The sequence below is a fragment of the Vibrio atlanticus genome, assembly GCF_024347315.1.
GTDB classification, from domain to species: domain Bacteria; phylum Pseudomonadota; class Gammaproteobacteria; order Enterobacterales; family Vibrionaceae; genus Vibrio; species Vibrio atlanticus.
This window is the reverse complement of record NZ_AP025460.1, coordinates 3,135,081-3,148,691: the sequence shown is the minus strand read 5'-3', so window position 1 is coordinate 3,148,691 and position 13,611 is coordinate 3,135,081. Positions and strand designations below refer to the sequence as shown.

Here is a 13,611-nt window from a genome sequence, read left to right as displayed (position 1 = left end):
TTTGATTCGCGTTATGCTTGTTGCCCTGATAATAACACGTCACAAGATATTGGATCACGGTGACACAGAGAGAGAAAGTCGATGATTGAGCGCCAAGAAACCAAACAACGCATGAGCCGTATTGTTAAACACAACGGCACTATCTACCTATGTGGCCAAGTGTGTGCTGATGCAACTAAAGACATCACAGAACAAACACAAACGATGCTAGATAAAGTGGAAGCCCTACTTGAGCAAGCGGGCAGCGATAAAGAGCATATGCTGTCAGCAACGATTTACTTGAAAGATATGAAAGACTTCCAAGAAATGAACGCAGTATGGGATGCATGGGTTCCTGAAGGTCACGCTCCAGCTCGCGCATGTGTGACTGGCGACATGGCTCGTGAAGCGCTACTGGTTGAGATCTCTGTGATTGCTGCTGAGAAGTAATTGTTAAGTCTTTAGATACAAGCAATGGCATTAAGAGATTCCAGATACCTCGTTCCTCGGTTCTGGAATGACGAGTTTGGCTTCGATTTAATTGTGTATCACACAGCGTCGTCATTCCCGGTAGCGACGAAGGAGCGTGGTCGGGAATCTCCGTTTGTGGGCTGAGATTCCAGATACTTCGTCCCTCAGTTCTGGAATGACGGGTTTGGCTTCGACTTAACTGTGTATCACACAGCGTCGTCATTCCCGGTAGCGACGAAGGAGCGTGGTCGGGAATCTGTTATTTGCTCGAAGCCAAAACAAAAAGGAAAGCCACTGGCTTTCCTTTTTAGTATCTAGCGTTTGTTAACTGACTAACGATAGCCTGAGATTAACAACCAGGACCACAATCTAGACAGTGTTTCACCATCTCTGGACCTAGGTGCAGTTTCGCATTGAGGTCACGTAGCGCTGTTCGCACACCTTCTTCAATCACTGGGTGGTAGAACGGCATATCCAGCATTTCAGAAACCGTCATCTTGTTTTGGTGTGCCCAAGCTAATAGGTGAGCCAAGTGTTCTGCGTTTGGTCCCATCATTTCAGCACCAAGGAAGCGGCCTGTACCTTGCTCGCCGTATACGTGCAGAATACCTTTGTTGCGCAGCATCACTCGTGAACGACCTTGGTTCTCGAAAGACACTTCACCTGTTGCGAAACAACCACATGTGCCTAAGCGTGTGGTGATCTCTTTGTAAGTTTCACCCACCATCGCGATTTGTGGGTCAGAGAATACCGCTGAGATTTTAGAACGGCGTAGGCCTGCACGAATCTCTGGGAAGCGACCTGCGTTATCACCCGCAATACGTGCTTGGTCTGCTGCTTCATGTAGTAGAGGCAGTTGGTTACTTGCGTCACCGGCAATAAATACTGATGGTAGCGATGTTTGTAGTGTGTAGTGGTCTGCGATAGGAACACCACGTTCATCAAGTTCTAGAGAGGTATTCTCTAGGCCAAGCTTATCAGTGTTTGGACGACGACCTGTTGCTGCAAGTACATATTCAACGACGTTAGTTTCTAGTTCACCTTCTTTATTGATGAACTGGATCTCGACGCGATCTTCACCCGAGTCAGTAGTAATACGTTTCATGCTTTCGATTTTTACGTCGGCATCAAGGTAGAATTCTTCATTGAAGGCTTTGTCTGCGTAAGCCATGATCTCTGGGTCGGTTACCGGGCCTACTTGACCACCTAAACCGAACAGTTTTGTTTTTACACCCAAGCGGTGCAGTGACTGACCAAGCTCTAGGCCAATAACGCCCGGGCCAAATACTGCCACTGATTCTGGTAAATCATCCCAGCTGAATACGTCATCATTAATGATTAGACGGTCGCCAAGTTCATTCCAAACTGCAGGGTAGGCAGGGCGAGAACCTGTTGCGATAACAATACGCTTAGCCGTCACAACCGTGTGGTCATCGATTTGTAACGTGTTGTCGTCTAAAAACTTTGCGTAGCCAGAGATCTTGTCTTGCTCTGGGATTTCATCAACGCCTTCTAAAACAAAACCAACAAAACGGTCACGTTCAAACTTCACTCGGTCCATCACTTCACGGCCGTTAATCACGATATCACCTTGTGGGTGAACGCCAAAAGCCGGAGCTTTCTCAATTTGGTGTACACTTTCAGCCGCTGCAATAAGCAGTTTAGATGGCATACAACCAACACGAGCACAGGTTGTACCGTAAGGGCCGCCTTCAATCATCACAACACTGTCAGTGTGTGCTTTTGCAGCGCGGTAAGAACCTAAACCTGCCGTACCGCCCCCGATAACTGCTACATCTACATTGACTTGTTTCATAATAATTTTCTCGCAATAGCTAAATTTAGTTTGAACGAACCCCTCCAACTCTGGTGATTTTTTAAGAGTCAGGATTGCGGGTCAGTTTTGTGATTCTGTTTTATTAGGTTTAGCTTGTAGCTCTGCCTTTATTGCTATCTGCTTCTTGTTACTAACTATAGGTTAGTTAAAGACGGGCGAGTCACAAGCTATATTCTCTTTCCAAAGCTCAGATAAGAGTATTTGGAATAGCTAACCCACAAGAGGGTGGGTTAGCTGATATTGCTTAGTTCACTTAACGATTAAGCTTATATCGATGGTAAGTCATTAACCTAGGAAAGCTTCAAGTTCTTCGCTACCACCGATGTGTTTGCCACCGATGAATACTTGTGGAACCGTTGTACGACCAGAGATTGCACGTAGGCTTACTGTTGTCGCGTCTTTACCTAGTACTACTTCTTCGTAGTTCAAACCTTTGTCGATTAGGTTCTGCTTCGCTTTCATACAGAAAGGACAGCCTGGCTTAGTGAATACTGTGATTGACTCTTGCTCTTTGTGCTCAGGAGCAATGTAGTTAAGCATAGTATCTGCATCAGAAACCTTGAACGGGTCGCCTGGTACGTCTTCTTCGATGAACATTTTTTCTACCACGCCGTTTTTAACCAGCATGCTGTAGCGCCATGAACGTTTGCCGAAGCCGATGTCGTTTTTCTCAACTAGCATGCCCATACCGTCTGTGAAATCACCGTTACCATCTGGGATGAATGTGATTTTTTCAGCTTCTTGGTCTGCTTTCCAAGCGTTCATTACGAATGTGTCGTTTACTGAAACACATAGAATGTCATCAACACCGTTTTCTTTGAATACAGAATGTAGCTCGTTGTAACGAGGTAGGTGGCTTGAAGAACATGTTGGTGTAAACGCACCTGGTAAGCTGAATACGATAACTGTCTTGTCTTTGAATAGCTCTTCCGTCGTTACGTTAACCCATGTATCACCTTGGCGAGTTGGGAATGTTACTTGAGGGATTGATTGACCTTCTTTAGATGCAAACATATTGATTTCCTTAAATAGTATTTTAAATTTTGTTCTATCAGAGCTTAACGTTTTTCTTTGCTCTGTTTCGTTTCGTTGAGCCCATTATTAGACAAATCCTTTGATAGCTCTAATCGTTTGATGTTATGGTTTTGATAGGTAAATTCTATCAAGAGCATTTTTCTTTTAAATGTTTCTATGAAACCCCTTGTTCTTATTAAACCAGAGGTAAGAGACTGATCATGAACATTCGTGACTTTGAATACTTGGTGGCGCTCGCAGAGCATAAACACTTCCGAAAAGCGGCAGAAGCGTGCTTTGTCAGTCAGCCGACACTAAGCGGTCAAATACGCAAACTAGAAGATGAAATTGGACTTCAGTTAACCGAGCGTAGTCCAAGGAAGGTCATATTTACAGAATCAGGGTTACAACTTGTTGAACAAGCCAAGCGTATTCTCAATGAAGTAAAGACTTTTAAGGATATGGCAAGTGGACACGGTGAAGCGATGACGGGGCCGATGCACATTGGTTTTATTCCGACCGTTGGCCCTTATATTTTACCTAAGATCATACCTCACCTTAAAGAGAGCTTTCCTGATCTTGAGCTTTACCTGCATGAAGCGCAGACCCATCAGCTAGTGAGTCAACTTGAAGATGGTAAGCTTGATTGCTTGGTATTGGCTGCAGTTGATGAAACGGCGGCGTTCAAAGAGATTGATGTGTATGACGAACCATTAAGCGTTGCCGTTCCATGTGATCATGAATGGGCACAGCAGGACGCTGTCGATATGCTGCAGTTAAATGGACAAACCGTACTTGCGCTAGGTGATGGTCACTGCTTACGAGACCAAGCTTTGGGCTTCTGTTTTGCTGCGGGTGCAAAAGATGATGAGCGCTTTAAAGCGACCAGTTTAGAAACGCTGCGTAACATGGTAGCGGCAGGGGCGGGTATTACCTTGCTTCCTCAGCTATCGGTACCGAAGGAAAAACAGAAAGACGGTGTGTGTTACGTGCCTGCGGTGAATCCAACACCTTCACGTCGCATTGTTGTTGCCTACCGACCGGGTTCTCCTTTAAAGGGGCGCTTTGAGCAACTGGCGGAGACGATTCGCACTCAATTGGAAAAAACGGCTTAGCACTCGAGTTTAGAGCGGAGTTCGTTCAGATATATATAAAAAAGGGTTGATATGAATTCATATCAACCCTTTTTATTGGTTCATCTTACTCGGTTCAACAAACCCTAGCTAGAACAGCTCTTCTACCGCTTCGCCTGATGACGTTGAATAGATGTCATCATTGAAACGTTCAGTGATGTACTCGGTTGGCTCTGTGCCTTTCTCGAAGTACTCGAACATTGATGAGCTATCGAACTTGTTGGTTAGCAAGCCAGTTTCACGGTCGATACGAACGCGAACGATATTTTCTGGAAGTTCTTTACGTTGTGCAGGAACGCCTGCTAACGCTGTGCCCATGAAATCAACCCATGCTGGCTCCGCTGTTTTAGCACCCGCTTCTGCACCGGTAATCTGGTTTTTGCCAAGATTAGAGTTCGCTTTAGTTCGACCTAGATTACGGTTGTGGTTATCAAAGCCAACCCATACCGTTGCAACCATGCCAGGGCCGTAGCCGCTGTACCAAGTATCTTTTGAATCATTGGTGGTACCGGTTTTTCCGCCAATATCACGACGCTTCAACGGCTGAGCACGCCAACCTGTGCCATTCCAACCAGTGCCTGCACTCCAGTCACCGCCGCCCCAGATATTGCTGTACATCATTTCACGAACAAGGAACGCGTTCTGCTCAGTGATAACTTGTGGTGCGTACTGTACTTGGGCATCCACATCTTGCTCTGCAAACTCATCAGCCATTGAATCTGAGGTCATAGGCTGTTGGCAATCGTCTTTACACACAACTTTCGGTGTCGCTTGGAATTCAGTCTCACCAAATGGTGTTTCAATGCGGCTGATGTAGAAAGGTTCAACGTAGTAGCCGCCATTCGCAAATACTGAGTAACCTTGAGCTACCTTCATTGGCGTTAAGCTACCCGCACCCAGAGCAATGGTTTCAGAGCGCGGTACTTCGTCAATATCAAAACCAAATCGAGTTAGGTAGTTACGAGTATCATCCAAGCCCACTTCGCGCAGTACACGTACCGCCATTACGTTTTTAGATTGAGCTAAGCCAATACGTAAACGAGTTGGACCCACATAGGTCGGTGGTGAATTCTTTGGTCGCCATGCCGTACCTTGGCTCTTATCCCATTGATTGATAGGCGCATCGTTGATCAGTGAGGCCAACGTTAAGCCTTTCTCAATAGCTGCTGAGTAAATAAATGGTTTGATACCAGAACCAACCTGACGGATAGATTGGGTCGCACGGTTGAATTTGTTGTGTACAAAGTTAAAGCCACCCACCATCGACAATACTGCGCCGTTGTTAGGGTTCATTGCAACAAACGCGGTGTTTGCATTTGGTACTTGGCTTAGTCGCCATACAACCGGTGTTTCAGGTTCAGTTGTTGTTTCTTCGGTAGGCTCTTCAGATACTTCATCGCCTGTTACTGCTTCATGGCGAACCCAAACTTGCTCACCAACAGCCAAAATCTCCTTCGCTTGAGAGGGTGCTGGTCCTTGGCGATTATCCGTTAGGAATTTACGAGCCCAGTTCATGCCTTGCCACTCGATAGTGCCTTCGCCTTGGTTCTTAACCCAAACTTGAGCGCTTTTCGAATCAACAGCGGTTACAACTGCTGGGACTAAGTCACCATAGGTTGGTTGAGACTTAAGGTGTTTAATTATCTGTTCTTGATCCCAAGCCGATTGCGCCGTTTGCCACAATACTTTTTCAGCACCGCGGTAGCCGTGACGCTCATCGTAGCCAAGGAGGTTTTTAATCGCGGCTTGGTTCGCTGCTTTTTGCAGTTTTGAATCAACGGTGGTGTAGACCTTCATGCCTGATGTGTAGGCGGCTTCACCGTAGCGTTCCACCATCCAAGCTCGTGCTACTTCAGCAACATACGGCGCGCTCAGTTCAATCTCAGCACCGTGGTATTTCGATACTAACGCCTCATTACGAGCTTCATCAAACTCTGCTTGAGTGATGTATTTCTCGTCTAACATACGACGCAATACAACGTTACGACGGTTAGTCGCGCGCTCAACAGAGTAAATAGGGTTCATTGTCGAAGGTGCTTTTGGCATACCCGCAAGTGTAGCAAGTTCACTTAAGGTGAGATCCGGAAGGTCCTTACCAAAATAAACACGCGCTGCTGCGCCAAAACCATAAGAACGGTGACCAAGGAAAATCTTGTTTACGTAGAGTTCCATGATCTCTTCTTTGCTAAGAAGTTGTTCAATGTGGATCGCAATGAAGATCTCTTTGATCTTACGCATGATCTTTTTCTCATTAGATAAGAAGAAGTTACGCGCAAGTTGCTGAGTAATGGTACTCGCCCCTTGCTTTGCTGAACCCGACATAGCGACCACGAGCGCTGCTCGAGTAATACCGATTGGGTCAATACCAGGATGCTCGTAGAAGCGGCTATCTTCGGTAGCAATCAAAGCCTCAACTAAGTGGCGAGGAATCTCGTCATAAGTCACGGGATTACGACGCTTTTCACCAAATTGAGAGATCAATTTACCGTCTTGACTGAAGACTTGCATTGGCGTTTGGAGTTCTACGTCACGCAAAGTGGCAACATCAGGCAACTCTGGTTTTACGTAATAGTAAAACCCGAAAATTGTACTGACTCCAAGAATCATGCAAATCAATGTAAATATGAATAATCGCTTTATGAACTTCACCGGATAATCCCTGATTAGTTAAGGCTGATAAGCAGCAAACCCTTGTACTCTAGGTTAAAAACTTAGCTTTCGTTTATTAACGCTTATTTAACTAATAATCACAACCCCTAGATAATCAACGAAATGCTTGGCACTTCAGGAGCTAGGTCACATGGGTTCATCATTAATTACAGGTATAGATATAAATCATCACAGCATCAAAGCCGTGGTACTAAAACCCGTGGGGGAGTTGTATGCCCTAGTGGGATACAAAGAGCTGCCGATTTCGGACGACATTTTTACAGCTAACCATACTTTGGAGTATCAGAAAACTGTTAAGAAACTTAAAGAACTTAGGAAAGGACTGCCTTTTGGCTGTCGCAACGTCGCCATTTCGGTACCCGATAACACGGTGATCAGCAAAGTACTGCAAATAGAGAGTGACTTAGAAGACAGAGAAAAGGAGTTTTCTATCTATCAAACCTTTGCTCATCAATCTCCCTTTCCTATCGAGGATCTGAGTTTAGATTTTGTAAAGCTGGAAGACAAACGATTTGGTAAAGGATCGACAAGTAGCTATCAGATATATGCGACTCGTAAGGAAGTTGTAGACAGTCGAGCAGATGCTTTAAATAAAGCTGGGTTTAAACCTGTTGTCATCGACACCCAAGCACATGGTCTGCTCAATATTTGGCAGTTGGCTTCACGCCTTTATCCTGAAAAAAGTAACTGGTTGCTGGTGGACGTGGGACTTGACCAAACGTCGTTAGGCATTATCCCGCAGGATTCAGCACCTTTCTATAAAGACATCGCCTTTGGTACTCAAGATCTTCGTGGCACTGACTGTCCGAGTTATACAGAAGGTGTGTTCGGCAACGCAGAGGAGACACATCGGTTTATTGTCAATTTGGTTGAAAAGCTTAAGCGACAGTTGCAACTCTATTCCTCAGTGAATGCACTTGAGCCGATATCCGGGATCTGGCTGATGGGCGAAGGAGCCTGTATTCCGATGGTGGCTGAAGATCTAGAGCGCCATTTTCAGATGAGTTGTGAATCGCTCAATCCTTTATCGTTATTTGAGAACAAGGTGGCGAAGCGGCACCAACTGCCGATGAACTGGCAACATTTCGGCATTGCCGCGGGTATGGCGATGAGTGGACTCAAGTGGCAAGGAGAGAAGCATGTTGCATCAAATTAACCTGCTGCCGTGGCGTGATGAGATTCGCGCTCAGCACAAGAAGCGTTTTATTCACCTAGTCATTCTTGGCGTCATCATTGCACTTACAGGGCAATGGGCGGTTGGTCACTATTTTCAAGATCAACAAGCCAAACAGCAAGCTCGCCTCAATTATCTTAATCAATACATTGCCGAGCTCGACCGACAAATTCAATCGTTAAAAGTTGCAGAACAAGAACACAAAGCCATTCTGACTCGACTTGATGTCGTGGAGTCGTTACAGCTTGGCCGTAATAAGACCACCGACTTTATGAATCTAATGCCGGAGCTGATTCCTGAGGGCGTGTATGTCGACAAGATAAAGATGAATGGTCAGGAGATTGAGATGGCAGGTATCAGCGACAGTACGGCTCGCCTCGCCACAATGTTGGACAATCTAGAGCGTTCTGATTCTCTTAAAGGGGTCGAGATGCACTCTATTATCCATAACCGAAAGCGCTTCAATAAAGAGTTTCAGACCTTCAAGGTCTCTTTTGTGTTTAGCCCTGTTTCTTTAGAAAACACAACCGCAGAGAGCGCAACCGCGAGCAGAAAAGAGAAGGGGGCAAATCATGGCTAACCTTCAAAGTAGGATTAGCTGGCAAAATAGTGTGAGCTTGCAAGATCTCGATGCTGATGAGATCACCGAATGGCCGTTGTTGCCTCAGCTGCTCGTTATCCTGTTGCTGATGATATTAATCCAAGGTGTCGGGACTTGGCTGTATGTGCTGCCATTAGACGATGAACTGCAGCAGATGAAGCAGCAAGAGCAGACTTTGAAAGCAACGTTAAGGATAAAAGCGAACAAGGTTGCGGCTTTGCCTAAGCTTCAGAGTCAGTTGGATGAGCTAACCAGTCGCTACGACTATCTGTTAGAACAGTTGCCAGTTCAAAAGGAGCTCGCCAGTATGTTGGCCTCAGTGAATGAACTTGGTCTGGATAATGCGCTGACCTTTACGCGCATTGATTGGGGTCAAAAGCAGAACAAGGAATTCCTCTATCGGTTACCCCTCAATATTGAGCTAACCGGTGATTACCACGAGATTGGCGATTTCTCCGCGGCCATCGCAAAACTGCCACGCATTATTAGCTTCGATGATGTGAATTGGCAGCGAGTCAGTCAAGAAAGCAGCACGCTACATTTCAGGGTTCGAGCTTACACCTATCAGTTTAAATCGGAGGTGAATGATGAAATTCAGTAGCGTCCTTTTGTCCCTATTGTTACTGCTTGTGCTTTCAGGCTGTAAAGCCAGTCAGGATTCGTTAGAAGATTTTGTGAGGCAAGTTGAAGCTAAGGCGAGAAAAGAGGTAGAAAAACTTGTCCCAGAAACGGAGTTCTTAGCCGCAACTTATCAACGCCACGCCTTTCGCCCTCCCTTTGAACTTCCTAAAGAAGCCATGGTTCAAAATCAACCCTTGGTGAAGAAAGATTGTTGGCAGCCAAGCGCACGCTCTCGCAATGGCAAGCTAGAAAAATACCCGCTGAGTAAGCTGCGTTTAAGAGGCGTAATGGGCAGTGGAACAAGCGTTTCAGGGTTAGTACAAACCCCAAAAGGGAACGTGGTCAATGTGAAAAAAGGTCAGTTTATTGGCTTAAACAATGGTCGAGTTACTAAGGTGACGAGCCAGTATGTACAGATTAATGAAACCCTTCCAGATGGTTTAGGTTGTTGGCATAAGCGCAACGTTAAGCTCGCTCTGAAGTAAACCAATGTCACATGATGTGGATATGAGATGTAAATATGATTAAAGGACTAAGTAAGTTAATAAACAAAGGGCTGCAAAGCCTAGTTGTGTCTGTGATGTTGGTGGTTAGCGTGTTCAGCTATGCCGAGAGCTTGCCAAATCAATTGGAAAATATTGATTTTAGGGTCAACAAGGAGAAAGACGCCGTCATCATTATCGAATTGGCAACCAGCACTGCTGTGGTGGATGTTCAACGTGCTCAGGAAGGTTTAAGTATCGAGTTACTCAATACTCAGGTGAATGACGATAAGCTTTACCTCCTGGATGTGAAGGACTTCGCGACCTCAGTTGAAGGTATTGAGGTGTATAAGGAAACGCCCAGTACGCGATTGTTGGCAACGATCGCTGGTGACTATCAATATGAATACAACTTAAAAGGTCGCTTTATTGAGGTAGTGATCAGTAGGCCTACTATTGATGAAGTGACAATAGAGAAAAATGTTTTAGAAAAAGAAGGCAAGGTGATATCGATTAACTTCCAAGATATCCCTGTACGTAATGTTTTGCAGCTTATTGCTGATTACAACGATTTCAATCTCGTTGTTTCTGATTCAGTCACGGGTAATCTGACTTTACGTTTAGATGGTGTGCCTTGGCAGCAAGTTCTCGACATTATCTTGCAAGTTAAGGGATTGGATAAGCGTGTTGATGGCAACGTTATCTTGGTGGCACCTAAAGCTGAGCTCGACCTTAGAGAGCAACAAGCGCTAGAGAAATCTCGTTTGGAAGAAGAGCTAGGTGAACTCAAGTCGGAAATCATCAAGATTAACTTTGCCAAAGCCACCGACATTGCCGACATGATTGGTGGGGAAGGGGCGGTAAGCATGTTGTCCGAGCGAGGCTCGATTACCATTGATGAGCGAACTAACTCCCTGTTGATCCGTGAATTGGAAGAAAACATTGCGGTGATACGAGGTATTATTGAATCGCTAGACATTCCCGTGAAGCAAGTTCAGATAGAAGCACGTATTGTCACTGTTACTGAGGGTAATCTTGATGAACTAGGAGTGCGTTGGGGCGTTTCCTCGACCAACGGAAGCTTTAAAGTTGGCGGCTCGATAGAGGGCAACCATCCATCGCAAATTACACCGTATGACGATAATGGTGGGAATAGTGCGATTGACGATTTCCTCAACGTTAATTTAGGAGCAACTTCCCCGAGCGCGTCGAGTATTGCGTTTCAGGTAGCCAAGCTGGGTTCTGATACCTTGCTTGATCTTGAATTGTCAGCACTGCAACAAGAGTCGAAAGCAGAGATTATTTCTAGCCCACGCTTAATTACCACCAATAAAAAACCCGCTTATATTGAGCAAGGTACTGAAATCCCTTATTTAGAGTCTTCTTCAAGTGGTGCTACTTCAGTCGCATTTAAGAAAGCGGTATTGAGTCTCAAGGTGACTCCGCAGATCACACCCGACAATCGTTTGGTATTGGATTTGAGCGTGACTCAAGATAGGCCGGGGCAAGTGGTGAAAACCGGCACCGGTGAAGCTGTCGCTATTGATACGCAAAGAATTGGAACGCAAGTACTTGTTAATAATGGTGAAACGGTCGTGTTAGGTGGTATTTTTCAACACAGTGTGAGCAGCCAAGTTGATAAAGTTCCACTGTTAGGAGACCTTCCTGTTCTTGGCGCATTGTTCCGTCGTAGCTATGAAAATGTAGGCAAAAGTGAACTACTTATTTTTGTTACACCTAAAGTTGTGATTCAGTAATGAGCAATTAGATTAAAAATAAAGTTGCATTAGTGGCACCTAACCTTGATAATTTCGGGTCTTATCACGAATTATCTGTGAGGAATCGGTGCCACGGGCCTTTTAATTTCAGTACTTGTACTGACCTACCTTGTGGCGATGTCATTGAATTAACGTTGTAAATTACTGCTAAAAACATGGCTGAGAAACGCAATATTTTTCTTGTTGGCCCAATGGGCGCCGGCAAAAGTACAATTGGTAGACACCTAGCTTCCCAACTTCATATGGAGTTTCTAGACTCTGACACTGTGATCGAAGAGCGCACTGGCGCAGACATCGCATGGGTTTTTGATGTTGAGGGCGAAGATGGTTTCCGTAAGCGCGAAGAATCTGTAATCAACGATCTGACAGAAGAACAAGGTATTGTTCTTGCGACAGGTGGTGGTTCAGTGCTGAGCAAAGAAAACCGTAACCGTCTATCTGCACGAGGCATTGTTGTATACCTAGAGACAACAATTGAAAAGCAACTTGCTCGCACTAACCGCGACAAGAAACGCCCTCTACTTCAAACAGACAACCCGCGTGATGTGCTAGAAGATCTAGCTGTATCTCGCAACGCACTATACGAAGAAGTGGCGGACTACACAGTTCGTACTGACGACCAAAGTGCAAAAGTGGTAGCCAACCAGATCGTAAAAATGCTAGAAGAACGTTAAGTTCATTTTTCGGAGAGCAAACCCATGGAACGGATTACGGTCAATCTAGCTGAGCGTAGCTACCCTATCTCTATTGGCGCCGGGTTATTTGAAGACCCGGCGTACCTTTCTTTTTTATCAGGTAAGCAGAAAGTTGTTGTTATCAGTAATGTGACAGTAGCGCCTCTTTATGCTGATAAAATTTTATCGCTATTGGATCAAGTCGGCTGTCAGACATCTCTTTTAGAGTTGCCAGACGGTGAGCAATACAAAACACTTGAAACGTTCAACTCAGTGATGAGCTACATGCTTGAAGGAAATTACAGCCGCGATGTGGTGGTGATTGCTTTGGGTGGTGGTGTTATCGGTGATTTGGTCGGTTTTGCTGCCTCTTGCTACCAGCGCGGTATTGATTTCATTCAAATCCCGACGACCCTTCTTTCTCAAGTGGACTCCTCTGTAGGTGGTAAAACTGCAGTGAACCATCCCCTTGGCAAGAATATGATCGGCGCTTTTTACCAACCAAAATCTGTCATCATCGATACTAACTGCCTATCAACGCTTCCAGAGCGTGAGTTTGCAGCGGGTATGGCTGAGGTGATCAAATACGGCATCATTTACGATGAAGCCTTTTTTGGCTGGTTGGAACAGAATCTAGAGAAACTGTATCAACTTGATGAAGACGCACTGATTACCGCGATTGCTCGTTGTTGTGCAATTAAGGCTGAAGTGGTTGCTATCGATGAAAAAGAGTCAGGAATCAGAGCGTTATTGAACCTAGGTCATACATTTGGTCATGCGATTGAAGCAGAACTAGGCTATGGTAATTGGCTACATGGTGAAGCTGTGTCGTCAGGCACTGTAATGGCAGCAAAAACCGCCCAATTACAGGGACTGATTTCTCAGCAGCAACTTGAGCGAATTATTTCTATACTCAAGAATGCGAAACTACCAATCCATACGCCAGAAAGCATGTCTTTTGAAGACTTTATGAAGCACATGATGCGCGATAAAAAAGTGCTGTCTGGTCAGTTGCGTCTGGTATTACCAACAAGTATTGGTACTGCTGAAGTGGTTGCTGATGTACCTCAAGACATCATTAAACAAGCGATTGATTTCTGCCGTACTCTTTAAATTCGGTTGTGAGGTTGCCTAGCTAAACTCTAGGCAACTCAAGCGCTTTACAGATCGAACTTAT

General features: G+C 45.2%; 12 protein-coding genes. 9 read left to right on the top strand and 3 right to left on the bottom strand.

Annotated features, from left to right (window positions below; genetic code table 11):
• The first annotated feature begins 81 nt into the window (after nt 1-81).
• Nucleotides 82-429 carry a RidA family protein gene (locus OCV30_RS14235; protein WP_004729674.1) on the top strand — a complete coding sequence of 116 codons (348 nt, stop codon included), beginning with the start codon at nt 82-84 and terminating at the stop codon, nt 427-429.
• Nucleotides 430-799: 370 nt separating this feature from the next.
• On the opposite strand, the gene OCV30_RS14230 is transcribed toward OCV30_RS14235, so the two are convergent.
• Together OCV30_RS14230 and OCV30_RS14225 are read right to left on the bottom strand one after the other, a co-directional pair.
• Nucleotides 800-2,266 carry a dihydrolipoyl dehydrogenase gene (locus OCV30_RS14230; protein WP_065679731.1) on the bottom strand — a complete coding sequence of 489 codons (1,467 nt, stop codon included), beginning with the start codon at nt 2,264-2,266 and terminating at the stop codon, nt 800-802.
• Nucleotides 2,267-2,572: 306 nt separating this feature from the next.
• Complete coding sequence (locus tag OCV30_RS14225) at nt 2,573-3,301, bottom strand: glutathione peroxidase (protein ID WP_065679730.1); 729 nt, start codon at nt 3,299-3,301, stop codon at nt 2,573-2,575.
• A 221-nt stretch (nt 3,302-3,522) separates the two neighbouring features.
• Here OCV30_RS14225 and oxyR point away from each other — a divergent pair, with 221 nt between their 5' ends.
• A complete protein-coding gene (gene oxyR / locus OCV30_RS14220) occupies nt 3,523-4,416 on the top strand; it encodes a DNA-binding transcriptional regulator OxyR (RefSeq protein WP_065679729.1) in 894 nt (297 codons plus the stop codon).
• 108 nt (nt 4,417-4,524) lie between these two features.
• On the opposite strand, the gene OCV30_RS14215 is transcribed toward oxyR, so the two are convergent.
• The gene (locus tag OCV30_RS14215) at nt 4,525-7,083 is read right to left on the bottom strand and encodes a penicillin-binding protein 1A (protein ID WP_065679728.1); all 2,559 of its coding nucleotides are present in this window, start codon (nt 7,081-7,083) and stop codon (nt 4,525-4,527) included.
• A gap of 151 nt (nt 7,084-7,234) precedes the next feature.
• Between OCV30_RS14215 and pilM the strand changes: the two genes are divergently transcribed.
• From pilM to aroB, 7 genes are all read left to right on the top strand, one after another.
• Nucleotides 7,235-8,260: a type IV pilus assembly protein PilM gene (gene pilM / locus OCV30_RS14210; protein ID WP_065679727.1), complete on the top strand. Its 1,026-nt coding sequence runs from the start codon at nt 7,235-7,237 to the stop codon at nt 8,258-8,260.
• Complete coding sequence (locus tag OCV30_RS14205; RefSeq protein ID WP_065679726.1) at nt 8,244-8,858, top strand: PilN domain-containing protein; 615 nt, start codon at nt 8,244-8,246, stop codon at nt 8,856-8,858. The genes pilM and OCV30_RS14205 overlap by 17 nt, the downstream gene beginning before the upstream one ends.
• Nucleotides 8,851-9,480 (top strand): type IV pilus inner membrane component PilO, encoded by a 630-nt coding sequence (locus OCV30_RS14200; protein ID WP_012604947.1) that lies wholly within the window; start codon nt 8,851-8,853, stop codon nt 9,478-9,480. The genes OCV30_RS14205 and OCV30_RS14200 overlap by 8 nt, the downstream gene beginning before the upstream one ends.
• The gene (locus OCV30_RS14195; RefSeq protein ID WP_065679725.1) at nt 9,467-9,985 is read left to right on the top strand and encodes a pilus assembly protein PilP; all 519 of its coding nucleotides are present in this window, start codon (nt 9,467-9,469) and stop codon (nt 9,983-9,985) included. Before OCV30_RS14200 ends, OCV30_RS14195 begins: the two co-directional genes overlap by 14 nt.
• 35 nt (nt 9,986-10,020) lie before the next feature.
• Entirely contained in the window at nt 10,021-11,739 is a 1,719-nt protein-coding gene (locus OCV30_RS14190) for a type IV pilus secretin PilQ (RefSeq protein ID WP_017103612.1), read from the top strand.
• Nucleotides 11,740-11,915: 176 nt separating this feature from the next.
• Nucleotides 11,916-12,434: a shikimate kinase AroK gene (aroK, locus tag OCV30_RS14185; protein ID WP_009848907.1), complete on the top strand. Its 519-nt coding sequence runs from the start codon at nt 11,916-11,918 to the stop codon at nt 12,432-12,434.
• A 24-nt stretch (nt 12,435-12,458) separates the two neighbouring features.
• The gene (aroB, locus tag OCV30_RS14180) at nt 12,459-13,547 is read left to right on the top strand and encodes a 3-dehydroquinate synthase (RefSeq protein ID WP_009848908.1); all 1,089 of its coding nucleotides are present in this window, start codon (nt 12,459-12,461) and stop codon (nt 13,545-13,547) included.
• The last annotated feature ends 64 nt before the right edge of the window (nt 13,548-13,611 follow it).

What these genes read in the sequence shown, in the direction of transcription:
- aroB (WP_009848908.1), top strand. Translation starts at nt 12,459, where the DNA reads ATGGAACGGATTACGGTCAATCTAGCTGAGCGTAGCTACCCTATCTCT.
- OCV30_RS14235 (WP_004729674.1), top strand. Translation starts at nt 82, where the DNA reads ATGATTGAGCGCCAAGAAACCAAACAACGCATGAGCCGTATTGTTAAA.
- OCV30_RS14200 (WP_012604947.1), top strand. Translation starts at nt 8,851, where the DNA reads ATGGCTAACCTTCAAAGTAGGATTAGCTGGCAAAATAGTGTGAGCTTG.
- OCV30_RS14190 (WP_017103612.1), top strand. Translation starts at nt 10,021, where the DNA reads ATGATTAAAGGACTAAGTAAGTTAATAAACAAAGGGCTGCAAAGCCTA.
- OCV30_RS14205 (WP_065679726.1), top strand. Translation starts at nt 8,244, where the DNA reads ATGTTGCATCAAATTAACCTGCTGCCGTGGCGTGATGAGATTCGCGCT.
- oxyR (WP_065679729.1), top strand. Translation starts at nt 3,523, where the DNA reads ATGAACATTCGTGACTTTGAATACTTGGTGGCGCTCGCAGAGCATAAA.
- aroK (WP_009848907.1), top strand. Translation starts at nt 11,916, where the DNA reads ATGGCTGAGAAACGCAATATTTTTCTTGTTGGCCCAATGGGCGCCGGC.
- OCV30_RS14195 (WP_065679725.1), top strand. Translation starts at nt 9,467, where the DNA reads ATGAAATTCAGTAGCGTCCTTTTGTCCCTATTGTTACTGCTTGTGCTT.
- pilM (WP_065679727.1), top strand. Translation starts at nt 7,235, where the DNA reads ATGGGTTCATCATTAATTACAGGTATAGATATAAATCATCACAGCATC.
- OCV30_RS14230 (WP_065679731.1), bottom strand. Translation starts at nt 2,266, where the DNA reads ATGAAACAAGTCAATGTAGATGTAGCAGTTATCGGGGGCGGTACGGCA.
- OCV30_RS14225 (WP_065679730.1), bottom strand. Translation starts at nt 3,301, where the DNA reads ATGTTTGCATCTAAAGAAGGTCAATCAATCCCTCAAGTAACATTCCCA.